Raw genomic sequence first — 25,391 nt, 5'->3', positions numbered from 1 at the left:
CTCTTTGCCAAATATGGTCTATGCTTAACTGGCTGATTTGTATCAAAAGCCAGCTGTCTGGCTGCATGGAAAAAGGACGCGTGAAGCATGCAATGGCTCCCCAATGGCAGTAAGTTGACCGACAACACAGCGTATAGTCATAGGCCCTGGTTTGGCGCTTTACTCTATCTTACTTTTGGGGTGCTTTGGATTGGTGGCAGTGATTATCTGCTGGGGGTCATCGTATCCGATCCTGAGTTGTACAGTCAGTACCAAACTTACAAAGGCTGGCTCTATGTTGGTTTTACAGCGGTGCTGGCATGGCTGTTGCTATCCCAGCGTCAGTCCGCCGCGCAGCAATCTGCCAGGGTACGCCAACTTTATGAGCAAACCTTTGCGCTGGCAAATGTTGGTATTGCGCATGTCAGCTTGAGTGGTCAGTGGCTCAGAACCAACGAGCGTATGCAGCAGATCCTGGGTTACAGCCAGTTGGAGCTGCAACGGATGACCTTTCAACAGATCACTCACCCGGAGGATTTGAACCGTGACCTGACCCAGTTGGAGCAATTAAAAACGGGAGTCCGGCGTGAGTACAGCATGGAAAAGCGCTATCGGCATAAAGAAGGCCATTACCTTTGGTGCCGCCTTGGGGTGCGCAAGGTGGAAAACCCGGCTTTTGGTGAGCCTTTTTATATCTCTATTATTGAAGACATCGATGGCCTAAAGCTCATTGAAAGTGAGCTGCGAGCCACAAACCTGAAGTTTCAGGCATTATTGGATAGTGAGGCTGCTATCTCGATTCAGGGGTATGAGGCGGACGGTACCACTATTTATTGGAATAAAGCCAGCGAACGCATTTACGGGTTCTCTTCCGCGGAAGCGATCGGTAAAAACCTGCTGGAGCTGATTATTCCTGCCAGCATGGCTGATGATGTCAAAACCGCAATTCAGCAGATGGTGACAACCGGCCGGCCAATTCCCTCTGCCGAGCTGGTGCTGCAACGAAAAGATGGCAGCCTGGTGACGGTGTTCTCCTCGCACGCGCTGGTGCAATTGCCAGACAAGCCACCGCAGATGTATTGCATAGATATTGATCTGACAGAGCAAAAAAAGCATGAGCAGCAGGTTGCCTATTTAGGGCAGTTTGACGCCTTGACCGATTTGCCCAACCGCACCAGCTTTTTATGTCAGCTGCGGCAGGCGATTGAACGGGCAGAACGCCACCGGCAACTGATCGCCGTGATCATACTGGATGTCGATCACTTTAAAAATATTAACGACAGTTATGGGCACAGCGTTGGTGATGAGTTGCTGCAACAAGTCAGCGCAAAGCTGTCGGCAGTGCTAAGGCCGACCGATCTGCTGTCACGATTGGGTGGTGATGAGTTTGCCGTGCAGGCAGAAGGGATTGAGGAGCCTGAAGATGCTGCCCGCATTGCAGATAAAATGCTGCAATGCATTCACCGGGTCTGGACACTCAGCAATGGTATGGAAGTGAAGTTAAGCGCCAGTGCGGGCATTAGTTTGTTTCCATTGCATGAACTCAGTGCCGAAGCTTTGCTGCAAGGGGCAGACGCAGCACTGTATAAAGCGAAAAGCGAAGGGCGTAACATCAGTGCCTACTACACGGATGGGCTGACGCAAAGTGCCAGAGAGCGATTGATGCTGGAGTCCCGGTTAAGAACAGCCATTCTGGAGCAGCAATTGGTTCTGTTTTATCAGCCGCAGGTGCAGCTTGCCACCGGGCAAGTAGTTGGCGCAGAGGCGCTGATTCGTTGGCAAGATCCGGATGAAGGACTGATTGGGCCGGATCGCTTTATCCCCATTGCAGAAAGTACCGGGCTGATTCATGAGATTGGCCTTTGGGTGATTCAGCAAAGCTGCCGGCAAGGGGTGTTGTGGCAACAGCTTGGTCTGGGTGATTTACGTATTACTGTGAATGTGTCTGCTCACCAGTTCCAGCGCGAGGGGCTTACGCAGCATATTGCGGATACTTTGCTCAGTACAGGTTTTAATGCATCCTTACTGGAGCTGGAAATGACGGAAAGTGCACTGCTGACCCAGCATGCTGATGCTGTCAGCCTGCTCCAGCAATTAAAACAACTAGGTATCCGACTGGCTATTGATGACTTTGGTACCGGCTATTCGTCATTGGCCTACCTGAAAGCCTTACCACTGGACGTTTTGAAAGTGGATAAAAGCTTTATTGATAACTTACCTCAGCACCAACAAGATGCTGAAATTTGTAAAGCTATTGTTCGTTTGGCACATACCCTCGGTTTTGAGGTTATTGCGGAGGGGGTGGAGCATCAGCGGCAGCATGACTTTCTCAACCACATTGGCTGCGATGTTTTCCAGGGATACTGGTTTGCTAAGCCTTTACCAGCAGACGAGTTTGCCAGCTTAGTGTTGCTTAATCGACAGCAAACAAACGGGGTAAATGATTAAAGGCTAACTAGGGACTGACACACACCTGATTACGGCCTTTTTCTTTGGCCTGGTACAAAGCGTGATCTGCAAGGCCCAGTAAACGGTCGGCCTCGTTGCTGTCACTGCATTCTGCGACACCGATACTGACCGTAATGCTCAGCTCACTGGCAATATCAGAAAAGTCGAGCTGACTGATTTGGTGGCGCAAACGTTCACACAATTGCAGAACCTCCGGTAAACCTGTTTCAGGTAGAAGTAAGGCAAACTCCTCTCCACCCCAACGTGATACGGTGTCTGTGGTCCGGCACTGTTGTTGTAAACTCTGGCCAACCCGAATCAAGACTTCGTCACCTACCGAGTGTGACCAACGATCATTGACCTGTTTAAAGAAGTCGATGTCAATCAGAGCCAGGCATAGCGGGTGTTGGTGTCGTTTTGCCCGGTTAAACTCCTGTAACAGCACTTCATCGAAGACCCGGCGATTGGCCAGGCCAGTCAGCGGATCTTGCCTGGCTTGTTTTGCGAAAGCCTCTGATTGCAGCCGGAGTTGCTCCAGTAAGTCAGATTTTTCTGCGTTCGTTTGTTCCAGGTGATCGGCCTTTAATTGCAGTTGGGCCGTTTTTTCTGCCACCTGCCGCTTTAGTTCAAAAGCCGCCAGCTCCAATCGGCGCAGGCGCATTTTAAACAGAAGTAGCACTGCCAGTGATAACCATACCAGTATAAACAACCAGAACCCCTGGCGCTGCCATAGGTGCGGAGCAATCGTGAATGTCAGCGAAGCGGTTTGCTCACTCCAGGAGCCACCGGGATAAGCGGCAATCACTTCAAAGGTATAGTGACCAGGAGCCAGATTGGTTAATTCAGCGTAAGGTTGTTGTCCACGCTCAACCCAATCACTATCGAAACCAACTAAGCGGGTGCGGTACTGAATATGTTGCGGCATCACGAAGCCAAGACCAGCATAGTGCAGTTCAATACGCTGGGTGCCTGCCGCAAGTTGTAACGGGCCAGTTGGCTGCCGTAATACCCCGTCTACCCGCACTTGCTCAATCACGACCGGTGGGATAAAGGCTGAAAAGCTACGGAGCCGTTCCGGCTGAGAAAAAACTACTCCCCCGGCGGTTGCTACCCAAACCGAACCATCCGGGTGCAGGGCTGCAGCTGGATTTGAGCCGCCATTGGCCTGAGCACTGAGCATGCCATCCCCCTCGGAGAAGTGGTCGAATGGCAGGCGGGATTTTTGATGGTTAAGGACGGCCTTGGCATCTTGCAATGAGAACTGCAAAATACCGCGGTTACTGGTGAGCCACAGGTTGTTTTGCTGATCTGCGATGACTTGAAAATACTTATCAAATGGCAGTCCGGCAGACCGGCCAATGATAGCAAGGCCTCCTGTATTCAGATCATAGCGGACCAGCCCACGATCTGTTGCCATCCACAGGAATTGCTGCTGAGGCAACTCAAGAAAACCAAAAGCGAACTCCGCACCATCCTGACTGAATAGATCCAACGTACGAATTTCCCCATCCTGCCAGTAAGCCACGCCAGTACCGGTACCAATCCAGATACGCTCATCGCTCGTTTGGTAGAGCGCCATAATGTAATTGCCAGGCAAACCTGCTTCCATGTCCAACCGCTCCATCTGGCCCTGGTGCCAGCGGTTTAATCCACGCGAAGTACCAATCCAGATACTCCCGTCTGCTGCGGGTAAAATGGAGCGCACCTCGTTAGTCCAAAGTCCGTCATTTCGGTCAAACAAACGGCTGGAGCCATCTGGTTTAATGGTTAACAGGCCATGGGCATAGCTGCCAAGCCAAAGCTGGCCATACTGATCTTGCGCCATGCTAAGGATAGACTCGCGTAAAAAGGGCTCCGGGCGGTCAAAAGGCTCAGCCAGTTGGTTGCGAATATGAGCAACACCACGGCTGGTCCCCGCCAGCACGGAGCCATCGCTCAGTGGCAGTACTGTACGGACAAAATTATCAGCCAGGCCATGTTGGGTGGTAATTGAAGTGAAGGGGGCGTTTCGAAGCCGGAATAAACCACCATTGGTTCCCACCCATAAACTGCCTTCATTATCTTTGCGAAGTGTCAGAATGCGATTGGCTGGCTTGTTGCTGTCGGTACCAAGGGCTTCCAGGCCTGTTGATGTGTATCGAAATAAGCCATCGCTCAGAGTGCCAACCCAAAGTGTGCTATCGTCAACGTATAAGGCCGATGAGGCCATGTTCAGTTCAGGATGCAATGGACGGAAACCGTGCTGTTCATCACCGATAAAGACACCTTGCTCCGTGGCAACGATGGTTTGCTCGGTGAGATTGATAGCAATACTAAACACAGGCCCTGCCGGTAAGCCGTCTACTGTCTGAAAGTGCCGGACATGATTATTGTGCACCAGAAATAGCCCTTCAGCGGTGCCAACCCATACTTTGCCATCCTGACTTTCTGCCAGGCTGTACATGGCTTCGTAGGCCAGGCCGCTGCTACCACTAATGCGATAGCGCCGCCCATCAGGCTCTTGCCGCCAGAGGCCTGCGCTTTCGGTGGCGATCCACAAGCGCTGCTGCTGGTCTTGCAGGACAGCCCTTACCAGGGCTCCTGCTACCGGCAGAGGAGTCCATTGATTATGCTGATAACGCACCAGCCCACCGCGGGAACCACCGGCAATCAGGGTATTGTCGCTGCTGGCATGCAACGCAAAAATCCCAGAGTCAGGCAAGCCGGTATTGGCACTGCGATCAAACAGCGTAAAGCTTCGGCCATTATAGCGGGCGATGCCTTCCCAGGTAGCAAACCATAAGTAGCCATCATCGGTCTGTACAATGCTGTTGATGGTGTTGTGTGGCAGACCGTCGCGAGTGGTCCATTGTTCCAGGAAAAAATGTTGCAGTGAGTCGTTTTGCGACTGAGCGAGAGCGGGAATACTGAAAAAACAGCAGAGGGCGCCAAGAATGACGCCCAGTTTGCAACTAAGGGCCCTTAACAGGCGGTGTGAGCCCGAAGCAATAAAACCATCAGAACGGGATATCATCATCAAAGTCGATTGGCGGCTCCATTGGCGGGCGTTGTTGCTGGTTCTGTGGACGCTGGGCCGGTTGACTTTGTTGATAATTGTTTTGCGGGTTCTGCTGATAGCCACCTGCAGGGGCTTGCTGCTGGAAGTTGCTTTGTTGTGGAGCAGCCGTTTGTTGCGGAGCGCGCGATTGAGCTGGTGCCTGCTGTTGGCCCTGATAGCCACCGCCCATACCTTGCCCTTCATTGCGACCATCGAGCATTTGCATTTCGCTGGCAACAATTTCGGTGGTGTAGCGCTCAATGTTGTCTTTATCCGTCCATTTGCGGGTCTTTAGCTTACCTTCCAGATAGACTTTGGAGCCTTTACGCAGGTACTCGCCAGCAATTTCGGCTAAACGCTGATAAATTACCACCCGGTGCCACTCAGTTTGCTCTTTCATTTCACCGGTATTTTTATCTTTCCAGCTCTCAGAGGTTGCTACACTCAGATTAGCAACAGCACCGCCCTGCGGCATATAACGTACTTCCGGGTCATTGCCCAGATTTCCTACCAAAATCACTTTATTTACACCACGTGCCATGAACTTACTCTCCTCGCAGGTCGGCGGCCTGAATTGCTTTTTTGTCAGACCTTATCGCGTTTATATCCAGAGTATACCATGGTGTCAGGCCATTCAAGCTGGAAAAGTCCAATAAAAAAGAGGCTGTCATTGCCAGCCTCTTTCAGATGTAGCTATTATAAATTAGCGTTGCTTTTTGCGACGCGCATAAGCGCCCATGCCAAGTAACGATAAACCGAACATAGCTAAAGTGCCTGGTTCAGGAACTGGCCGTACATCGATTGTTGCTGTGGTATAAATGGTACTGGTGCCATTTTCCTGAGTCCAGATCCGCACAACCGGCACATCGCCATCACCAAAATCCCAGGTATCGAAGATAAAACCGGTAATGCCATCACCAGCCTCAAAACCAAAGGTAAAGGTATAAATATATCCATCAATGGTAAAGTTGAAGGCCGCGGCCAGTACTTCTGTGGTAAACACATCATCGCACACCGTCACGTTACCACCGGGGAAAGGATCCTGGCATGGGTTGGCGTTCAGCGTTTCATGAAACGCCAGATTGTTTAACTGCACAATAGGTGTAGGGGCAATTAAATTACTATCTGGATCAAACAAATTGAAAATACCAGATAGCTGCACAAAGTTCATCCAGCTGCCTGCAGCCTGCAACACAAAGTTTGAATGACTAAAAGCACCTACCCGTTGTGGACCTGCTCCCACCTGAATGGCGCCAAGACCATCCGGGTCATGGGTAATCTGCAAGCCACTGGCGTTGGTATTTGCTGGCGTACCCCAGTTGATGTTGAGGTAATCACCTGATAGTGGGTCGATATTGCTGTATGAAAGGTTGCAGGCTCCGCCATTATCACAGGTAGCCGTGCCATCGACAAAGCCACCACCCACGGTAAAGTCGAATGAGGTAATAGGCGCTGCAAACGCCTGGGCTGACAACAAACAGGCAGCGCCTGCCAACAGTCCTATGGTTGTCTTACGTTGTAGTCTCATCGTTGTCTTCCTTTTTGTTTCTGGGCTTAAGCCCGGCAACGATGAATACTGCATAGAAAATGCCAGTTTTTTTAACTATGCTAATTCAGTTAGTTATAAAGTAGGTGTCTTAAGTGAACAGTCGACATGTAAACAAAGCCGACATCGCTAAGGGTGCAGTTTCTGCAATTGCTGGTAATCAAAGCGGCCAGCTTCTACTTTCAGGTAGCAACGCTGTTCTTGGGGCACCAGAGTCGCTTCCAGCACACCTGGTAGGGTGCTGACTTGTTGCAGCAATGCGTTGACTTCACCGCTGCTTTTGGATTGCAGGTCCAGACTGAGACGTTCGGCTTTGGCCGGCACCGTCATGCCAATCGACAGCAGCAACCAGCCCAGTACCAGCAAAGCGCTCAGTACATAAACTGCGGTCAAGCCAAACCAGCTGGCAACCAGGCCGCCGGCCAAGCCACCTAAAAAGGCACCAAAAAACTGCGCACTGGAATAAAGCCCCATGGCGGTGCCTTTTTGTCCGGCCGGTGCCTGGCGGGATAGCAGTGCCGGTAAACTGGCTTCCAGATAATTAAAGCCGGTAAAAAACAGCAGCAGCGCAAGCGCTAATGCGGGCAGCTGCGAAGGGCCCAGCCAAAAAAGCAAGGCGGCTGCGATCAGCAGCAATAAGGCTAGCCGGAAAAAGCCAATCTCTTGTTGTTTACGGACACTGAGGATAATCATTGGCACCATCAGCACAAAGGAGCCAAACAGCACTGGCAGGTACAATTGCCAATGCGCCTCACTGCCGAAATCCAGTGCCAGCAGCTGCTGCGGCAAAGCAATAAAAAGCGCGGTCAGTAAAAAGTGCAGCAGCATCACACCCAGATTCAATCGCATCAGCTGGGGGGAGCGCAGCAGCTTGCCAAGCAAAGCAGGTACTGCCAACGTTTCGCGCTGTGGCGCCTGAGTAATGGCTTTAGGAGTGCGCAGCACCAGTCCCATCGCCAGAATGGCCATGGCGGCGGTAAACCAGAATACCCCACTTAAACCGGCACGGGCGGCGATCATCGGTCCCAGCACCATGGCGACAGCAAAGGACAAACCGATGCTCATGCCGATAATGGCCATCACTTTGGGACGCTGCTCTTCACGGGTGAGATCTGCGGCCAGGGCCAGCACGGCACCGGCAATGGCACCTGCCCCTTGCAGTACCCGACCCAAAGTCACCATGTAGACCGAGTCGGCCAGCGCTGCCACCACTGAGCCGAGCGCAAACAAACCCAGGCCAAGCAACATCACCTGGTGGCGACCGATTTTATCGGACAACCAGCCCATCGGAATTTGCAACAGCGCCTGGGTAAAGCCATAAGCACCAATGGCCAAACCAATCCACAGTGGCGAGAAACCGACCAGCTCGCTGCCATAAATGGCAAAAACAGGCAGCAGCATAAACAGGCCAAGCATCCGGCTGGAAAAAACCAGCGCCAGCGCTGTGGCCGCTTTTTTCTCGGCAGAAGTTAACTGATGCGATGTCGGTTGCATAAGCCTTTGAGTGGTAGTGACAGCAGCGGCGGAGTATACCACAGCCAACTCACAAGGTGCATCGGTCCTGATCTTTGCTAGGCCGTTGCTGGTACTGAACCCTGGCGGTGCCAGCGATACAGCAGCGCCAGACTCAGCAGTAGCAGGCTAAGAGGGACTAACGACAGGTAAAAGGCGGTCTGGCCATCAAAGCGGGCGAAGGTCAGGCCGGTGATCATTGAGCCGGTGGTGCCGCCAAGGGCGGAGAACACCACAATCAGACCGGTCATGGCGGCATGGCGGGCTTTGGGCAGTGCGCTTAACATCACCGAGCTGATAATGGGGTAGACCGGCGCCATAAAAAGACCAATCAGCGGAAATAAATAAGCAGCCAGCGGCGCATTCCACAAATGCACTGTTTCAGGCACCACCACATTCCGGGTCATCGGCAGGATCAGCAGCATCAGGGCCGCCATCCCAACCAGGCAAAGATTGACCAGGGCATACCAGGACAGATGACGCAGTACGACACCCGCCAACAACCGGCCCAGCGCCAGGCTGGCAGCAAAAATGCTGGTAAGCTGCACACTCAGCTGATTCGGCAGTTGCAACACCTGGTTATTAAAGGTCGGCAGCCAGGTGCCGATGCCCTGCTCCAGCACCACGTATAAGAAGGCCGAAACAATAAACACCAGCACCAGTGGCAGCGCCAGCAGCTGCAGCATACCGACGAAGTCCTGGCGGGCGCTGCGTGCTGGCTCGAGGGGTACTTTCGGGATGGGGGTGCTGGCCAGCAACAGCAAATTCAGCAAACAGAGCGCGGCTAAAAGCCAGTACACCTGCAGCCAGCTGAGCGACTCCGGCTCGGCCGGATCCATAAAGGCCGCGAACACCCAGTAACCGGATAATACCCCCAGCATAAAGAAACCTTCGATAAAATTCAGCAAGGAGGCATGCTGCTCGCGGCTGTCGGTAATCAGGCCAATGCTGGCGTAGACCGAGACCTTAACCAGAGCAAAAGCGGAGCCGACGGTAAAAAACAGCAGCTTGGTGGTCCAGAATGCCGGCAACAGCGGCATGGCGATACAAGCCAGCATTACCATGACCACACCAATCATCATGGCGCGCTGGTAGCCCAGCCGCGGCAGCCAGGATGCCAGTAAGAATGACACCACCGCAATCGGAATGTCTTTAAACCCCTCCAGCAAACTGGCGCTTTCCTTACTGACCTGAAAGCTGTGGATCACCTGCAAAATCACAGTGCCAACGCTGTTCAGCAAGATGGCAAAGACAAAATAGGTCAGCAGTAATGCCAGTTTAATGCGTAGATGGTTCATGGTGGTCGTCTCTTTTTATGCTGCGGCAGTGCTGCTGCCTGCTGCTTTTTTACCCTGTTTTGTCACTATACACCCAAAACATTTGCCTTTGCAATCGATTGCAATTGCAATTTAATTCATTGTATAGTGGCGACAGCATTGCACAAAAGGTAAGCATTATGGCATCACGTACCCCTTTCCCCGGCCCGTTGCAGGTCGATCCCTGGCGTCTGACCGAGCAGGCACTGATACCGGCACAGCCGCTGCTGTGTGAAACTCTGCTGAGCCTGGCCAATGGTTACATCGGTACCCGCGGTACGCTGGAAGAGGGCCTGGCTGGCCAGTCAAGCTGCGAGGGCACTTACTTAAATGGCGTCTACAGCTCCGAGCCAATCCAGTACGGTGAGTCGGCCTGTGGCTTTGCCCGCAACAACCACACCATGCTGCAGGTTGCCAATGGCAAGCGCATCTACTGCGAGCTGGATGGCGAACGCATTGAGCTTGGCGGTGCGCTCGAACATCAGCGTAGCCTGGATATGCGCCAGGGTCTGTTGCAGCGGCAATGGCAATGGCAGAGCAAAAACGGTAAACGGCTGCTGATCAGCAGCCAGCGCCTGGTGTCGATGCAACACCCTGAGCTGATGTGCATCACCTATCAGCTGACAGCACTGAATTTCACCGGGGAGGTGCAGGTGTTCTCCGAGCTGGATGCCTGTTATGCCCCCTTTAGCAAAAAAGACGACCCCAGGGTTGGGGTGTTTTCAATTGCCGATACGCTGAATTTGCAGCAACAAGGCTTTGCCGGCCAGCAGGGCTGGATGCTGCACCGGGTTCACGGCAGTGACTTTGCCGTCTGCGCCATGATGCAGCATGAATGGCCGGCTGTCGCGGGCGGGATCCGTCAACTGCAGCAACAGCCGGGCGTACTCTGTGAGCAGGCGAGCTGGTCTTTGCAGCAGGGCGAAGCGGCCAGCCTGACCAAATGGGTACTGTATCGCCATCAGACCAGCCAGCATAGCAGCGATCTTACTGCCTGGTGCCACCAGCAACTGGCCACGCTGAGTAAGCACAGCTTTGCCGATTTGGCGGCAGCGCAGGCTCAGGCCTGTCAGCAGTTCTGGCAACAGGCCGATGTGCAGATCGAGGGGGATGCGGCGATGCAGCAGGGCATTCGCTTTAATTTGTTCAGCTTGTGGCAGTCGGCCGGTAAGGATGGCCATAGCAACATTGGCGCCAAAGGCCTGACCGGTCCGGGCTACGATGGCCACTATTTCTGGGATACTGAAATTTATGTCATCCCCTGTCTGAGCTTTACCCAGCCGGTGGTAGCGCGGCAGCTGCTTGGGTTTCGTTACCGGCAGCTGGATGCCGCAAGGCTTAGGGCCCGTGAGATGGCCCATAGCAAAGGGGCACTGTACCCGTGGCGTACCATCGGCGGTGAAGAGTGCTCGGCTTACTTTCCGGCCGGTACGGCGCAGTACCACATCAATGCGGCCATTGCCTATGCCATTCGTTGCTACTATCTGGCGACGGCAGACTGGGACTTTATGCGCGAGCAGGGCATTGAGATGCTGGTAGAAACGGCCCGGCTCTGGCTTGAGCTTGGTTTTTTCAATCCGCGCCGCGATGGGGCTTTCGAGATCCACGCTGTAACCGGGCCGGATGAATACACCGCCATCGTCAACAACAACTTTTACACCAATGCCATGGCACAGCTGCATTTGCGCTTTGCCATCGAGATGGTGGCTAAGCTCGAAGCAGAAGCACCGGAGCGACTGAAGGACTGGCAGCTTAGCGCCGCCGAGCTGGCACTGTGGCAGCAGGCCGCCGAGCAGATGTATTTGCCACTGGATGAGCGGCTTGGAGTGCATCCGCAGGATGACAGCTTTCTGCAGAAACAACGCTGGGACTTTGCTGCCACTCCGAAAGACAAGTACCCGCTGCTGCTGCATTACCACCCGTTGGTGATTTATCGCCATCAGGTGCTCAAGCAAGCCGATGTGGTGCTGGCGATGGTGCTGCTGGATGATGCCATTAGCCCGGCACAAAAGGCCCGCAATCTGGCGTATTACGAGCCTTTGACCACCCATGACTCCAGTTTGTCGGCCTGCATTCACAGCATTGCCTGCGCTGAGCTTGGCCAGCTGGAACAAGCCCTGACCTTCTTTGGTGATTCGGCGCGGATGGATCTCGACAACCAGCACGGCAACACCGAGCACGGAGTCCATATCGCCTGCATGGCCGGCACCTGGCAAGCGCTGGTGTTTGGTTTTGCCGGTCTACGCAGCCGGCCTGATGGGCTGCATTTTGCGCCCCGCTTGCCGGCGCAACTACCCGGCTTGAGTTTCCGGCTCAATTATCGCGGCCGGATCCTTGAATTCAGTGTGCAGCAAGGCAAAGCGCAGTACCAGCTGCAGCAAGGTGAGCCGCTGACGATTTACCACGACGGTGAGGCCTTGCAGCTGATACCGCAGCAACCACAGCAACGGCCGTTATTGGCTGGGGAGGTGCTATGAACCAGCCAATGACCATCCGGGCGATTATTTTTGATCTCGATGGCGTGCTGACCGACACCGCCTGGTACCACTACCGTGCCTGGAAAGCGCTGGCCGATGAACTGGCCGTGTCCTTTACTGAGCAGGATAACGAGCAGCTAAAAGGCGTCGATCGGCTGAATTCGTTGCGCTGGATTGCCAACAAGGGCGGTTTGGTGCTAAGTGCGGCGGAAGAAGAGCGGCTGATGGCGCAAAAAAATGCCCATTACCTGGAGTTGATCCAGCATATGAGTCCAGCTGATCTGTATCGGGGGGTAAAGCCACTCTTTGCCGCCATCAAAGCCAAAGGCTGGAAGATAGGCCTGGCTTCAGCCAGTAAGAATGCCGCTTTTGTGCTGGATCGGCTGGGGATTGCCGCCGATTTTGATTACGTCGCCGATGCCAATCAGGTAAAAAACAGCAAGCCCGATCCGGAAGTGTTTTTACTGGCCGCCGCCGGCCTTGGCGTGGTGCCGGCGCACTGCATTGGGGTGGAAGATGCGGTGGCAGGGATAGAGGCCATTTGCGCCGCTGGTATGCGGCCGGTTGGTATTGGTGAACCCGCGCTGCTGGCTCAGGCCAGCCTGGTGGTGCCGCAGATAGCGGCGCTATCGATAGCCCAGTTGCAGGCGCTGGCTTGAATCAAGCCCCGGTTGGCGGCTGTTACAGCCGCCGTAAACTGGACTGACGGCACAACAGCTTGACCGCCAGTTGCTCTGACAAAGGTTGCTGCCCTTGCATCCGCGTCAGCAACTGGTTCACCAGGGCTTTGCCGCCGCTCTGGGTGTTTTGTTTCACCGTACTGAGTGATGGTGTGCAATAGGCCGACATGGCAATGTCGTCAAAACCAATTAAGGCAACCTGCTGTGGAATGGCAATATCGTGCTCCAGCAGGGCCTTCATCGCCCCCATGGCAATGGCATCGCTGGCGGCAAAAATGCCGTCCAGCTCTGGCAGGCGGGCGAATAGATGCTGCTGAGTTTTCAGATAGCCGTCCTGCGCGGTGAAATCACAGCTCAGCTGCTGCACGGCGTCGCTGGCAATGCCGGCGGCCTGGCAGGCATCCAGCATGCCCAGATGCCGTTGCTCGATTTCGTTGTGACGGATATCGCCCAGAAACACCAGCTGCCGGCAGCCCTGTGCCAGCAAGTGTTCGGCGGCAAGGCGCCCACCCTGACGGTTGTCGCTGCCAATAATCGGATAAGGCTCATCCCCGCTGCGCCCACCCCAGACCACAAAAGGAACCTGGGTCTGGGCCAGTGCTTCCACCCGGGGATCGTGCTCGCCCTGACCGATGATGATCAGGCCATCGGCCCGTTTTGAGTCCAGAAAATAACTGCCCCAGTCTTTGTCATCACGTTTGCTGGTGGAAAGCAGCATGTCATAGCCATGCTGGCTCAGCTCATCGGCAATCACCCCCAGCAACTCCAGCAAAAAGGGATCCGATACCGACTGCTGGGTTTTGGCGTCAAAAGCAATGATGACCGCAATGGTGTAGCTTTTTTGGGTACGCAGGTTGCGGGCCGTGGCATTGACTTTGAACTGGTACTCGGCGGCTATCTGCTGGACCTTTTCCCGGGTCGTCTGGTTGATTACCGGGTTGTTGCGCAGCGCGCGTGAGGCGGTGGACTCGGAAACACCAGCCAGTTTGGCGATGTCGGCCAGTGTCATCATTTTCTTGTCGTTCATCCGGGCTGCGGGTCCATTGCGTTGTTCTGGGAGTAAAACACTACTTTGCCATAAGCGACCAGCGGCTGCCAGTCCGGCAGAATGGTGCGCAGAGTTGAGGGTAGCATAAAAATAATTACAATCGATTGCAAAAAGTGCTTTTTAGCTATTGCAATCGATTGCAGTATCGCCTAAGGTAAAAATGCCCGGCCAGAATGACTACTATTTCGCCAGGTAATGGGCACAAGACCCAGTCAACAGGATAGGAGAACCGCATGAAACCCCAACTCAACACCCGTTTGTCGGCACTGGCGTTGCTCGTCGCCATGCCATCCGCATTGGCCCTGGCCAATGACAGCGACAACACCGAAGCGCCCAGCCAGATAGAACAAATTGTAGTGACCGGTACCGCCAGTGGTATGTCCGGCTTACGGGTCGATGCCAGCTACGCCATCACCAACGTATCGGATGAAAACATCAGCCGGCTGGCACCCAAAAGTACCGCCGAGCTGCTGACGGCTGTGCCCGGTGTCTGGGCGGAAAGCTCCGGCGGTGTGGCGGGTGCCAATGTGTTTGTACGCGGCTTTCCCAGCACCGGCGATGCGCCTTTTCTCAGCATTCAATTGAATGGCGCTGTGATTTACCCACCGTCCACCCTGTCGTTTTTAGAGAACTCGTCGATTTTCCGCCTTGATGAAACCATTCACTTTATGGAAGCGCTGCGTGGCGGCTCCAATCCGGTGATCAGCCATGGCCAGCCGGGCCTGACCACCAACTTCTTACTGAAAGAAGGCAGCGATGTCACCGAAGGTCTGGTCAAGTACACCACCTCCAGCTACGGCACTCAGCGGCTGGATGGCGTGCTGAGTGGTCAGCTGGCCGACCGGCTGTATTTCATGGCCGGTGGCTACATTCAGCGCTCCGAAGGGCCACGCAAAACCGGTTTTACCTCAGAGCGGGGCCATCAATTTACCCTGAATCTGACCAAAGAGCTGGATAATGGCACCATCAATCTGTACACCCGTCAGACCGACGATCATGGCGTCTGGCATCTGCCGGTGCCGCTGAATGTCGATGGCATTGATAACTCCTTTACCCAGATTGGCCCGAACAACCGGCTGGCACGCATTGGTTATGGCCCGGATGGGGATACGCAAAGCTTTGACTTTGGCGATGGCCGTGGCTGGAAAGGTGGCATTACCGGGGGGAGCGTTGATCTGGATTTAAGCCATGACTGGCGGCTGCTGTACCGTTTCAGCCATATCAGCGGCCAGGCCAATACCCTTGGGCTGGTACCGGAAGGGGGCCCGGCGCGGCTTGCTGATGTGGCCGGTATCAATGGCCCGGTGATTGGCGCAGCGACAGGTACAGTGTATGGCGAGGATACCCGGGTGCAGCAATTGGGCCGTTGGGTGGTACTGAAAGACATCGATGCCTTTACCAATGATCTGGCGCTGAGCCATACCACCGACAACGGGGTTTACACTCTGGGCTACTTCGACAGTCGCTATTCGGTGAAGGACTGGTGGTCGATTGGCAACCAGGCCTGGCACGTGCTGGCCAAAGGTGGTGAGTTGCTGCAGGGTATAGACTGCAACGACAGCCTTGAAAGCTGCAGCTGGAATTACGACATCGACGCCACCGGCGATGGCCAGACCCGGGCTTTTTATGCCGCTGCCGAGTATCAGTTGACTGACCAGTGGCGGGTCGATGCCGGCATTCGTCATGAAAATCATCAAATCACCTATCTGGTGGATGAAGGGCTGGATGGCAATATCAGCAAAGCGGTGGATTATGATGAAAGCAAGGTGGCCTGGACCGCCGGTGTGAACTGGATGTGGCAACGCAATATGGGGGTGTTCGCCCGGGTGAATCGTGGCCAGAAGATGCCTTACTTTGATGATTTTCGTGATAATTTCGACGCTTTTACTAGCGGTGACAAGCTAATCAACGAAATTACCCAGTACGAGCTGGGCTACAAGTGGGCCGAGCAACAGTACAGCCTGTACCTGACCGGCTTTATGAATGAAGCCAAAGGTGAGCTCTTTGTGGCCCGGCCCGGGGCACCGGCCGAAGTGCTGACCACCGAAGCCTACGGCATCGAAATTGATTTCAACTACATGGCCCGTAACGGTCTGGCGCTGAACCTGAACTCAACCCTGCAAAACACCGAGATCACCAATCACCCGGACGAGCTGGTGCTGGGCAACCGCGCCATGCGTCAACCACGTTGGCAGGCTCGTCTGACACCAAGCTATGGCTTTGACATCGGCGACATGTTTGCTACTGTCTACGGCACTCTGGCGGCGGTGTCCGACAGATACGCCGATAATGGCAATACCGTGACTTTAAAAGGCTACAGCAAAATTGATCTGGGCATGCAACTGGAAATCAGCGACCAGTTGACGGCGCAATTGTCCATCGCCAACCTGACCGACAAAGCTGGTCTGACCGAAGGCGACCCGCGCAACCCAACGGCGCCGAACGGCCGTTACATCATGCCGCGCAGCGCTGAGTTCAGTATCAGTTACCGCTTCTAAGGTGCTTCTCCCCGTACCTGGCGCCCTTCGGGGCGCTTTTTTATTGGCCTGGCCGGGCAAACCAAAGCGGCCTTTGGCACGTTCTGTCTGGATGGCAACTTTGCCGCAGTGCAAAGTTAGTGTATATTTGTACAGTTTTTATCATTAGCCAACCCGGCTGCCCGCTGCAGGTAACAGAACGCATGGATAAAATTTCAATTCGTGGAGCCCGTACCCACAACCTGAAGAACTTTTCGCTGGATCTTCCGCGCGATAAGCTGATTGTGATCACCGGTTTGTCCGGCTCCGGCAAGTCGTCGCTGGCGTTCGATACCCTCTATGCCGAAGGGCAGCGCCGTTACGTCGAATCGCTGTCGGCCTATGCCCGTCAGTTTCTGAGTATGATGGAAAAGCCGGATGTCGATCTGATTGAAGGCCTGTCACCGGCCATTTCGATTGAGCAAAAGTCCACCTCGCACAACCCGCGCTCGACGGTCGGCACCATTACCGAGATTTACGATTACCTGCGGCTGTTGTTTGCCCGGGTGGGTGAGCCACGCTGTCCGGAGCATGATTTGCCACTGGCGGCCCAGACCATCAGCGAAATGGTCGATAAAGTGCTGGCGCTGCCGGAGGGCAGCAAAATGATGGTGCTGGCGCCTGTGGTACAGGACCGCAAGGGCGAGCATGTCAAGCTGTTGGAAAGCCTGGCGGCACAGGGGTACATTCGGGCCCGCATCGATGGCGAAATCTGCGATTTAAGCGATCCGCCGACGCTGGAGCTGCACAAAAAGCACAGCATTGAGGTGGTGATCGACCGCATTAAGGTGCGGGCCGATATCCAGCAGCGGCTGGCCGAATCGCTGGAAACGGCGTTGCAGCTGTCCGGTGGCGTGGTGCGGGTGGCCGATATGGACGACCCGGGCAAAGAAGAGCTGGTGTTCTCGGCCAACTTTGCCTGCCCCACCTGCGGTTACTCGATGACCGAGCTGGAGCCGCGGATGTTTTCCTTTAACAACCCGGCCGGGGCCTGCCCCAGTTGCGATGGCCTGGGGGTAAAGCAATTCTTCGATCCGGCCAAAGTAGTCAGCAACCCGGCGCTCAGTCTGGCTGGCGGGGCGATTCGGGGCTGGGATAAACGCAGTTTTTACTACCATCAGATGTTGCTGTCGGTGGCCGAGCACTACGGCTTTTCGGTCGACACCCCTTTTGCCGATTTGAGCAAAAAGCAGCAACAGGCGGTACTTTATGGCAGTGGCAGCACTGCCATCGATTTTCGTTACGTCAATGATCGCGGCGATGCGGTGCGCCGGCGCCATCCGTTTGAGGGCATTCTGCCCAATATGGAGCGGCGCTACCGCGATACCGAGTCCAACTCGGTGCGCGATGAACTGGTGAAATACATGGCCAGCCAGCCCTGCCCCAGTTGTAACGGCAGCCGGCTGCGCGAAGAAGCACGCCATGTGTTTATTGGCCAGACCAACCTACCGATGGTGACCGAGCGCTCCATTGGCGATTGCCTGGATTTTTTCCGGCAGCTCAGCTTAACCGGCCAAAAAGCCAAAATTGCCGAAAAGGTGTTAAAAGAAATTCAGGACCGGCTCAGTTTTCTGGTCAATGTCGGCCTGAACTACCTGACTTTATCGCGCAGCGCCGAAACCCTGTCCGGCGGCGAAGCGCAGCGCATCCGGCTGGCCAGCCAGATTGGCGCGGGTTTGGTGGGTGTGATGTATGTGCTGGATGAACCTTCGATTGGCCTGCATCAGCGCGATAATGACCGCTTGCTCGGCACCCTGACGCACCTGCGCGATCTGGGTAATACGGTGATTGTGGTCGAACACGACGAAGATGCGATTCGCAGCGCCGATCATATTCTGGATATTGGCCCGGGCGCCGGGGTGCACGGTGGCCAGGTGGTGGCCCAGGGCACGCTGGACGACATTAAAGCCTGCGAACAATCGCTGACCGGTCAGTACCTCAGCAACAAGCGACGGATTGAAGTGCCGAAAGTGCGCACACCGCTGAACGACAAGTGGCTGAAAGTGCTGGGTGCCAGCGGCAATAACCTGAAAAACGTCGATTTGGCCATTCCCTTTGGCTTGCTGACCTGTGTCACCGGTGTGTCGGGCTCGGGCAAGTCTACCTTAATCAACGACACCCTGTACCGGGTGGCGCACAAGGTGCTGAACAAGGGCGAAGGCAGTGATGCAGCGCCACACCAGGCGATCGAAGGGCTGGAGCATTTTGATAAAGTCATCGACATCGATCAAAGTCCGATTGGCCGCACCCCGCGTTCTAACGCTGCGACCTACACCGGTATTTTCACCGGGGTGCGCGAGCTATTTGCCGGTACCCAGGAAGCGCGTTCGCGCGGTTATCAGGTCGGGCGTTTTAGCTTTAACGTCAAAGGCGGGCGCTGCGAGGCCTGTCAGGGCGATGGCGTGATTAAGGTGGAAATGCATTTTTTGCCCGATGTCTACGTGCCCTGCGATGTCTGTAAGGGCAAGCGTTACAACCGTGAAACGCTGGAAGTGAAATACAAAGGCAAAAGCATCCACGAAGTGCTGGATATGACGGTGGAAGATGCGCTGGAGTTCTTCCAGGCGATTCCGGCCATAAAGCGCAAGCTGCAGACCCTGATGGATGTCGGTCTTTCGTACATCAAACTGGGCCAGTCGGCCACCACCTTATCCGGTGGTGAAGCCCAGCGGGTGAAGTTAGCCCGCGAGCTTAGCAAGCGCGATACCGGCAAAACCCTGTACATTCTGGACGAGCCCACCACCGGCCTGCACTTTTACGATGTGCAGCAACTGCTGAACGTGCTGCACCGGCTGCGCGATCACGGCAATACCGTGGTGGTGATTGAGCACAACCTGGATGTGATCAAAACCGCCGACTGGATTGTCGACTTAGGCCCCGAAGGCGGCAGCGGTGGTGGTGAAATTCTGGTGGCCGGCACACCGGAGCAGGTGGCCAAGTGCAAAAAATCCTTTACCGGCCATTACCTGAAACCGCTGTTGAGCTAGTTCTGTATGGCTGAACCGGCACAACCGTGCATCGCTAAGATGTTGTGCCGGACAACGGCTTCAGCAGTGAAACCGGCTTGCATCCTTTGCCAAAGCCAAGTTATGTGCCATTCATGCAGGCGGTTACAGTCCTTTCATCGCCCGGGGTTTGCTTTGCTGGTACGGATCCTTTATGCTTTATACACATTAAAGAAACAAAGGGTTTCCCTATGCCTCACACCATTAAAGTGATCCGGCAGTGGGCGACAGATAACTCTACCATCAGCAGGCTGATCATTGCCGATGCCAGGCCTGGTTCTGGCGAGATAGCCCAGGGCTACATACTGGAGCGTCCCGGCCCGGATACCACTCAGTCAGGGCTCAGGTTGCGGATTCCGGAAGGGCGCTATCAGTTGCAGTGGCAAACCCGAACCAATCTGCCAGGTGTCAGGCCCCATCTGCCAGTGCCCTGGCTGTCTAATGGGCAAGTTCCGTCAAGCCGGTATATTTATATTCACAACGGCAATTACCCGCGCAATACCGATGGCTGCCTTTTAATAGGTCGCAGCCGCGATATTGATATGGTCGGCAGCAGTGTTGATGCGCTGAACCGGCTGAAAACCTATTTGCAACGTGTTGGTATTGATAAGGTGATTGTCGAAATTACCTCTGCCTATGAGTAAGGGATGGGTATGATACCCAAGGTATTACTGAGGATTGCCATCGGATGAACTGTGTAACCAAGCTGCTGCAGGTACTTTGTTGGGGATGGGTAGTAACGGCCTGCTCGTTGCAAAGCGGAACCAGTGCCCGGGCTGATGATAACGCTATAGCAGAGCAAAAAATCGCACTGACTGTGGTACAGAAGTCGGACAATCCGGCATTTCGTTACCTGAACGGCGACATCCAGCTGAGCGGTGTGCTGTTAGCGTATTGGGAAACGGTGTACGTGGAAGCTGAGCCGGTTACCCTGGCCGATGCGAAGCCCTGGCAGCGGTTGCAGCTGCGCTTTTATCCTAATCCATCCATGGTGCTGACCAGCCTTGCCAGCAGTGCCGATGTGCGCAATTTGCAACGGATTTTTCTGTACCGGGAGCGGCTGGCAGCCCCGGTTCTGGACGAGCTGGAAATGGGCTATGCCCCAGACGAAAGTGCAGCCCTTGCCGAAGCACTGGCACCCTTTAAGCCGCTGCCTGCTGGCTTCCTCCAACACCGGGAGGGGTACATCGTGCAGCCTGTTCAGGCCCGATTGGACGGTCTCGTCAGTTTTGTGGAAGGGGATCACCGCTTTGTCTATGGCCGTCTTATTTCAGCTGACCCTGTCGCTGGCAATCAAGTCGACCTGAGCGCACTAGCCGACTTTCAGCCAGATACCTACCTGGGCCAACCCTGGCGCTTAACTTATCAGCTGCAGCAGCAGACGCCACTGCATTCAGCGCCCGATCATGGTTCCCGCGTGATCAGCGAAGTGCCCGCCGGCACCTCTGAAATTGAAAAACTGCACACGGTATCGGCCGGGTGGGTCAAAGTACAGTTCACCGATGCACAAGGCCAGACACAAGCCGGCTACCTGCCAAAGGCCAGCCTTTGGATCATCAATTAGTATTTGGCAGCAACATCATCTGCTTTTGCGCGCGCATGATAGTTTGTGCCATTAGGATCATCGAAAATCCTGCCGCTTTGTGACAGTCAGTAGCTTTATGCACGGCGGTAATAAGCTCAAAGAGCACACCCTATGAAATGATCCAGCTGGACAGTGAGGTCATTGAGAGTTATCATATAAGATAACTGAAGGAGCTTTATGGCTTGGAAGATTAGCTTTTATTCTGGTGTAGAAGATCAGATTCTGAACATGCCAGCGAAGCTTCAGGCAAGAATGCTTAAATTACTGGAGCTCATCGAGAAGCATGGTGCTAATTTGAGTGCTCCTCACACTGAGCCCATGGGTGATGGATTATTTGAGATCCGGGCGAAAGCACAAGAAGGAATTGGGCGCGGGCTGTTTTGCTACCTGAAAGGTAAGCATATACATGTACTGCATGCCTTTGTGAAAAAGTCTCAGAAAACACCCATCAAAGAGTTAGCACTTGCCCGGCAACGGCAAAAAGAGGTTCAAAACCATGAGTCTTGAAACATTAAAGCAGCGAGCCTTAGCGAACCCTGAGGTAAAAGCTGAATATGACCAGCTCGAAGGTGAGTTTTCGCTGATCGATCAATTGCTGTCGATGCGCACCGAGGCCGGTTTAACCCAAACACAGGTTGCTGAAAGAATGCAAACTCAGAAAAGCAATGTAAGTCGACTGGAAAGGGGCAATGCCAACCCCAGCTGGTCGACGCTGACCAAGTACGCACATGCTTGTGGTTATCAGCTAACCATTAAACCGATGAAAGCACGTTGAGCCTTATTCCAACAAAATAAAATCTATCGTCAGCTATCAGCATGCTTCAAAGCTTGAACATTGTAGCAATCCAACACTTTTATGCGCATAAAAATGTGATGTGTAGGTCCGCTTTGCTCTGCCAGTGATACGTTGTGAAGTAGCGCTAACTTAGCTTGGCTCATTGGCTTCGGGATGCGCACGGTAGAAGGCCACCAGCGCATTAAATTTTTCAACATATTTGGCCAAACGCACAGCATCTTTTTCAGCGTTTAGAAAGGGCTTGCGCTTACCGATCACCATAATGTCTTCTTTCAAGCCAGCGTCAATCCTCACAAACGGGGCTAAGTGCGGAGACTCAATGTTGTCTGGTAATCGAGCTTTTAACCACGCAACTTTCTCGGTGGTAAAAAGGCGACTGCTAAAGTCGAGTGCCTGCAACCTGGGGATCTTTGTAAGCGGACGTGCGCTATTGTCTTCAATAGCTTTGGGGTTGATGTCGAGGTGGGTTAACGCGGGCAGATGCTCCAGCGGTGCCAGCGAAAGTACATGATGTTTGCTCCAGATTTCATTGCCAAAACTCAGTCGTTGCAGGATGGGGGAGTCGGCTAACGGAGCCAGGTCGTTCGCGTGGTTCACATCTTGCAGCGACAACTTGACCAAGTCTTTGTTCTTCGCCACACGCCACAGGCGATCGGCTTTTTGGTTCCAAAATAGGCTGATGGACTGCACTTGGTGGAGGTCTTCCAGGGGCGACAAATCGGCTACTTGAGGGCACTTCCACAACTCAATGGCTTTGAATCTTTGTCCATAGGCGTGAACGAAGTATTCGAGGGTATCCTGCCGCAACCCACTGATGCGAACCTTGTCGCCTTCAACGTCCTGCAGCAGATCAAGACGAGCGCGCGATATTTTTCCGCCGGAAACCTCGGGTTCGATAAGGTCAATGTAGCCGTCGTGTACCATGTGTCACTCCTTGCTGATCAAGAAACCTTGGGAAAAATAGGCTCCATAACTGGCAACAGATTTTGCTTTTGTTGTTGGTTGCAATGTTTGGGTGCAAGCGGTAAAGGGCCGCTTTGTCTTTGTCTTTGTCATCTGGCAACGGCAGCAGTTATACACTTTATATGAGCATAAAAGTGAGTTTAAAGTGTTGGAGTGGTTTAAGCTGTCGGGCACTCGGCAAAACTATTACCAGTACGAAGCCAGTTTGAAATGTTAGCATTTCAATGTTGGTAAGCCACAGGCTTGTAAAAATGCGTAGGTGCCATCGTAGAAAGACGTTTGACGGGTTGAGTCGGTATCATTACCCTCAGGTACAAATATAACCATCCCTTCGCGGGCCCGTGTTAATAACACACGGTAGGCGTTTTCCAAGTACTGTTGTTGTACTCGCTGTTGTCTTTTCTGCCACTTTGTTCCAGCAAAGCGCCAATGTTGGAACCCGTTATCGGTAAAACGCAGATCAGCGTCCCATGCAACTAAGGCCCAATCAAGCTCTAAGCCCTGCACGTCAAACTCTGTGGCAGTATCCTCTAGAAAGTTGCTTGAACGAATATCGTTCGGCGCTGCTAAAAACCACTTCTCAGGTTCAATGGTATTTTTGACAAAAATTCCTTCTGCTTTTAGGCGAATTGCATTGGATGACGCCAGTAAGCCTGAACGGCGGTTGGCTAGTGTTTGCTGTTTTAACCAATCCCTTGCTTGAGCCAGATCGCGGCTAAGCACGATTGGGTATTGGCTTGCTATGGTTGAATAAACCTGTTTGGCCTTGTTGGCATCACCTGCAATCAGATAATGAACAAATGAAGATAGGTTTTCAGCGCGAAATGAGCGCATGGATGTTGCTAAGTGCAAGCTTGATTCCTGTTGAAAATGCTTCAACCTTGCTTGTTCAATACCGTCATTGACGTATTCACCTGCTAGCAGGTTAGGTGAGCAGTAAACTTGCCAATGTGAAAAGCCATGCTCAATGGCTTTAAACCAGCCAATAATACCCGCCTCACCGACATTAATTTCTTGCCCGCCGCCGATAAGGGCAATGATCACTGCCCAGTCTTGATGGCGATCCATGACTGAAATTAAAAACTCTGGCTCGGACATATTGAAGTCGAACAGGCCACGTTTTTGTTGCATAAACTTGGCCGTTTGTTCTAAATCCCAAGCGCGTTGTGCTTCATCAAAAATAGCGACATGCTCAGGTGGCTTTGCTTGTTCCTTGATGTACTCGTCTCGAAAGCGGTGAATATTTTGAATGAAACTTTCAACGCGCTGGCGCGCTTCTTTCTTAGTAATTGGTTGAGTAATGGGTTCTAGTTGACGGGTGCGCTCAGCTTGGAACAAGTCCTGTGCTAGTGCCTCTTGTAGCACGGCAACCAGAGGCCCATTGCCACTAAGAAATACTGAGTATTCATCATCATTCGGGTTGGCGTGTTGATTTGCGATGTTCAAGCCCACTAAAGTTTTACCGGCACCAGGCACGCCGGTGACAAAACAAATGACTTTTTGCTGTTGCAATCGTGCTCGGTGAATGATTTCAAAGAGTTTGTGGCAAGTTTTTCCGATGTTCTCACTGCCTGCTTCTGACCGAGTAATATCGACCACATCATGTTTGGCATAAAGTGCTTGCGCAGCCTCTACGATAGTTGGCGTTGGCTTATACGATGCTGCAAGCCAGTGTGCGATATCAAAGGGCGAAGCAGCCAATTGCTGGCTCACTGAACTGAGAAGGGTAGCTAAGTTGATGCCGTTACAACACAAAACCGATGCAACCTGTTCTTGGCTGTATGTGAGCGAAGTAAACTCTTCAGTCGCTTTGGTACAAACTAAGATGGGAACTATCGGCAGGTGATGGCTTCCTTCATGGAAGTGCTTGAGATCAAGCGCATAACCAGCAGTTTGTGCTCTATCGGCATAGCTGTATGTGTTTGCACCTACTTTAAATTCAAGGACAAAAATAATCCCATTAAGGACAAGTACCACATCGGCCCTGCGCCCCATTCGTGGGATCATAAACTCAAAAAACAGCTGGCCTTGCTGTGAGGTGGCTGACAATGTCTGTTTTAGCAAGCTTATTTGTGCAATCCACGCTTGTGTTTGTGAGTGCAGCAGATCTTGTCCATGCAATGGTGTGATCTGCCCAAGAATCGATGCCTGATCAGCAGCTAAGAATTCAGGGATGGAAGCTGTGTAGTAAGCGCGGCTCATCAGCTGAACTCCGGTACATTAAAAAGCTCTGCCACAGAGATCTGCAACGCATCTGCTATCAACACAATGTTTTTAAAGCTGACATTGCGTTTGCCACGCTCAATACCACTGATGTAAGTGCGATCCAGCTGGGCCCTAGCACCTAATTCTTCTTGACTGATGCCTTGAGCCTGCCGCAGTTGCTTGATGCGTAAACCGAATTGTTGCAAAGCGTCCTGATGCATTGCTCATTTCCTGTAAGATAAGAGCTTACATCCTCAGTCGATGTGACTTATAATGCT

General features: G+C 53.4%; 18 protein-coding genes. 9 read left to right on the top strand and 9 right to left on the bottom strand.

The features are described from left to right. The first annotated feature begins 87 nt into the window (after positions 1-87). Positions 88-2,427, top strand: a complete 2,340-nt coding sequence (locus QWY20_RS11130) for a sensor domain-containing protein (RefSeq protein ID WP_330129091.1) — start codon at positions 88-90, stop codon at positions 2,425-2,427. A 7-nt stretch (positions 2,428-2,434) separates the two neighbouring features. Here QWY20_RS11130 and QWY20_RS11125 read toward each other — a convergent pair whose 3' ends face one another. From QWY20_RS11125 to QWY20_RS11105, 5 genes are all read right to left on the bottom strand, one after another. After that, a complete protein-coding gene (locus QWY20_RS11125; protein WP_330129090.1) occupies positions 2,435-5,443 on the bottom strand; it encodes a diguanylate cyclase in 3,009 nt (1,002 codons plus the stop codon). Then, positions 5,424-6,005, bottom strand: a complete 582-nt coding sequence (gene ssb / locus QWY20_RS11120; RefSeq protein ID WP_330129089.1) for a single-stranded DNA-binding protein — start codon at positions 6,003-6,005, stop codon at positions 5,424-5,426. Before ssb ends, QWY20_RS11125 begins: the two co-directional genes overlap by 20 nt. Before the next feature lie 162 nt (positions 6,006-6,167). Then, positions 6,168-6,992 carry a THxN family PEP-CTERM protein gene (locus QWY20_RS11115; RefSeq protein ID WP_330129088.1) on the bottom strand — a complete coding sequence of 275 codons (825 nt, stop codon included), beginning with the start codon at positions 6,990-6,992 and terminating at the stop codon, positions 6,168-6,170. Between the two features lie 147 nt (positions 6,993-7,139). After that, entirely contained in the window at positions 7,140-8,504 is a 1,365-nt protein-coding gene (locus QWY20_RS11110; RefSeq protein WP_330129087.1) for an MFS transporter, read from the bottom strand. Between the two features lie 77 nt (positions 8,505-8,581). After that, the gene (locus QWY20_RS11105) at positions 8,582-9,820 is read right to left on the bottom strand and encodes an MFS transporter (RefSeq protein ID WP_330129086.1); all 1,239 of its coding nucleotides are present in this window, start codon (positions 9,818-9,820) and stop codon (positions 8,582-8,584) included. 158 nt (positions 9,821-9,978) lie between these two features. Here QWY20_RS11105 and QWY20_RS11100 point away from each other — a divergent pair, with 158 nt between their 5' ends. Further along, the gene (locus tag QWY20_RS11100; protein WP_330129085.1) at positions 9,979-12,315 is read left to right on the top strand and encodes a glycoside hydrolase family 65 protein; all 2,337 of its coding nucleotides are present in this window, start codon (positions 9,979-9,981) and stop codon (positions 12,313-12,315) included. Further along, a complete protein-coding gene (gene pgmB / locus QWY20_RS11095) occupies positions 12,312-12,974 on the top strand; it encodes a beta-phosphoglucomutase (protein ID WP_330129084.1) in 663 nt (220 codons plus the stop codon). The genes QWY20_RS11100 and pgmB overlap by 4 nt, the downstream gene beginning before the upstream one ends. A gap of 22 nt (positions 12,975-12,996) precedes the next feature. Here the strand turns inward: pgmB and QWY20_RS11090 are convergent, their stop codons facing one another. Then, positions 12,997-14,022 (bottom strand): LacI family DNA-binding transcriptional regulator, encoded by a 1,026-nt coding sequence (locus QWY20_RS11090; RefSeq protein ID WP_330129083.1) that lies wholly within the window; start codon positions 14,020-14,022, stop codon positions 12,997-12,999. 254 nt (positions 14,023-14,276) lie between these two features. On the opposite strand from QWY20_RS11090, the gene QWY20_RS11085 reads away from it, so the two are divergent. The 6 genes from QWY20_RS11085 to QWY20_RS11060 all read left to right on the top strand — a co-directional run bounded on the left by QWY20_RS11085 (position 14,277) and on the right by QWY20_RS11060 (position 21,924). Further along, positions 14,277-16,541 carry a TonB-dependent receptor gene (locus tag QWY20_RS11085; RefSeq protein WP_330129082.1) on the top strand — a complete coding sequence of 755 codons (2,265 nt, stop codon included), beginning with the start codon at positions 14,277-14,279 and terminating at the stop codon, positions 16,539-16,541. A gap of 182 nt (positions 16,542-16,723) precedes the next feature. Then, a complete protein-coding gene (gene uvrA / locus QWY20_RS11080; protein ID WP_330129081.1) occupies positions 16,724-19,546 on the top strand; it encodes an excinuclease ABC subunit UvrA in 2,823 nt (940 codons plus the stop codon). 209 nt (positions 19,547-19,755) lie between these two features. Continuing rightward, on the top strand, positions 19,756-20,208 hold the full coding sequence (locus QWY20_RS11075) for a DUF5675 family protein (RefSeq protein ID WP_330129080.1): 453 nt from the start codon (positions 19,756-19,758) through the stop codon (positions 20,206-20,208). 44 nt (positions 20,209-20,252) lie between these two features. Then, the gene (locus tag QWY20_RS11070) at positions 20,253-21,128 is read left to right on the top strand and encodes an SH3 domain-containing protein (protein WP_330129079.1); all 876 of its coding nucleotides are present in this window, start codon (positions 20,253-20,255) and stop codon (positions 21,126-21,128) included. 198 nt (positions 21,129-21,326) lie between these two features. Further along, positions 21,327-21,656, top strand: a complete 330-nt coding sequence (locus QWY20_RS11065; RefSeq protein ID WP_330129078.1) for a type II toxin-antitoxin system RelE/ParE family toxin — start codon at positions 21,327-21,329, stop codon at positions 21,654-21,656. After that, complete coding sequence (locus tag QWY20_RS11060; protein ID WP_330129077.1) at positions 21,646-21,924, top strand: helix-turn-helix domain-containing protein; 279 nt, start codon at positions 21,646-21,648, stop codon at positions 21,922-21,924. The genes QWY20_RS11065 and QWY20_RS11060 overlap by 11 nt, the downstream gene beginning before the upstream one ends. 150 nt (positions 21,925-22,074) lie before the next feature. On the opposite strand, the gene QWY20_RS11055 is transcribed toward QWY20_RS11060, so the two are convergent. The 3 genes from QWY20_RS11055 to QWY20_RS11045 form a co-directional block, all read right to left on the bottom strand. Then, the gene (locus QWY20_RS11055; RefSeq protein ID WP_330129076.1) at positions 22,075-22,869 is read right to left on the bottom strand and encodes an internalin; all 795 of its coding nucleotides are present in this window, start codon (positions 22,867-22,869) and stop codon (positions 22,075-22,077) included. A 252-nt stretch (positions 22,870-23,121) separates the two neighbouring features. Next, positions 23,122-25,113: a DUF2075 domain-containing protein gene (locus QWY20_RS11050; protein WP_330129193.1), complete on the bottom strand. Its 1,992-nt coding sequence runs from the start codon at positions 25,111-25,113 to the stop codon at positions 23,122-23,124. Beyond that, positions 25,110-25,334 carry a helix-turn-helix domain-containing protein gene (locus tag QWY20_RS11045; protein WP_091343031.1) on the bottom strand — a complete coding sequence of 75 codons (225 nt, stop codon included), beginning with the start codon at positions 25,332-25,334 and terminating at the stop codon, positions 25,110-25,112. Before QWY20_RS11045 ends, QWY20_RS11050 begins: the two co-directional genes overlap by 4 nt. Positions 25,335-25,391: the final 57 nt, after the last annotated feature.

The organism is Alkalimonas cellulosilytica, assembly GCF_036325985.1.
GTDB classification, from domain to species: Bacteria; Pseudomonadota; Gammaproteobacteria; order Enterobacterales; family Alteromonadaceae; genus Alkalimonas; species Alkalimonas cellulosilytica.
Note: the sequence above shows the minus strand (reverse complement) of the source record. Positions and strands in the feature narration are given on the sequence as shown.

What these genes read in the sequence shown, in the direction of transcription:
- QWY20_RS11065 (WP_330129078.1), top strand. Translation starts at nt 21,327, where the DNA reads ATGGCTTGGAAGATTAGCTTTTATTCTGGTGTAGAAGATCAGATTCTG.
- QWY20_RS11115 (WP_330129088.1), bottom strand. Translation starts at nt 6,992, where the DNA reads ATGAGACTACAACGTAAGACAACCATAGGACTGTTGGCAGGCGCTGCC.
- QWY20_RS11125 (WP_330129090.1), bottom strand. Translation starts at nt 5,443, where the DNA reads ATGATGATATCCCGTTCTGATGGTTTTATTGCTTCGGGCTCACACCGC.
- QWY20_RS11075 (WP_330129080.1), top strand. Translation starts at nt 19,756, where the DNA reads ATGCCTCACACCATTAAAGTGATCCGGCAGTGGGCGACAGATAACTCT.
- pgmB (WP_330129084.1), top strand. Translation starts at nt 12,312, where the DNA reads ATGAACCAGCCAATGACCATCCGGGCGATTATTTTTGATCTCGATGGC.
- QWY20_RS11110 (WP_330129087.1), bottom strand. Translation starts at nt 8,504, where the DNA reads ATGCAACCGACATCGCATCAGTTAACTTCTGCCGAGAAAAAAGCGGCC.
- QWY20_RS11060 (WP_330129077.1), top strand. Translation starts at nt 21,646, where the DNA reads ATGAGTCTTGAAACATTAAAGCAGCGAGCCTTAGCGAACCCTGAGGTA.
- ssb (WP_330129089.1), bottom strand. Translation starts at nt 6,005, where the DNA reads ATGGCACGTGGTGTAAATAAAGTGATTTTGGTAGGAAATCTGGGCAAT.
- QWY20_RS11130 (WP_330129091.1), top strand. Translation starts at nt 88, where the DNA reads ATGCAATGGCTCCCCAATGGCAGTAAGTTGACCGACAACACAGCGTAT.
- QWY20_RS11055 (WP_330129076.1), bottom strand. Translation starts at nt 22,869, where the DNA reads ATGGTACACGACGGCTACATTGACCTTATCGAACCCGAGGTTTCCGGC.
- QWY20_RS11045 (WP_091343031.1), bottom strand. Translation starts at nt 25,334, where the DNA reads ATGCATCAGGACGCTTTGCAACAATTCGGTTTACGCATCAAGCAACTG.
- QWY20_RS11090 (WP_330129083.1), bottom strand. Translation starts at nt 14,022, where the DNA reads ATGAACGACAAGAAAATGATGACACTGGCCGACATCGCCAAACTGGCT.
- QWY20_RS11105 (WP_330129086.1), bottom strand. Translation starts at nt 9,820, where the DNA reads ATGAACCATCTACGCATTAAACTGGCATTACTGCTGACCTATTTTGTC.
- QWY20_RS11085 (WP_330129082.1), top strand. Translation starts at nt 14,277, where the DNA reads ATGAAACCCCAACTCAACACCCGTTTGTCGGCACTGGCGTTGCTCGTC.
- uvrA (WP_330129081.1), top strand. Translation starts at nt 16,724, where the DNA reads ATGGATAAAATTTCAATTCGTGGAGCCCGTACCCACAACCTGAAGAAC.
- QWY20_RS11070 (WP_330129079.1), top strand. Translation starts at nt 20,253, where the DNA reads ATGAACTGTGTAACCAAGCTGCTGCAGGTACTTTGTTGGGGATGGGTA.
- QWY20_RS11100 (WP_330129085.1), top strand. Translation starts at nt 9,979, where the DNA reads ATGGCATCACGTACCCCTTTCCCCGGCCCGTTGCAGGTCGATCCCTGG.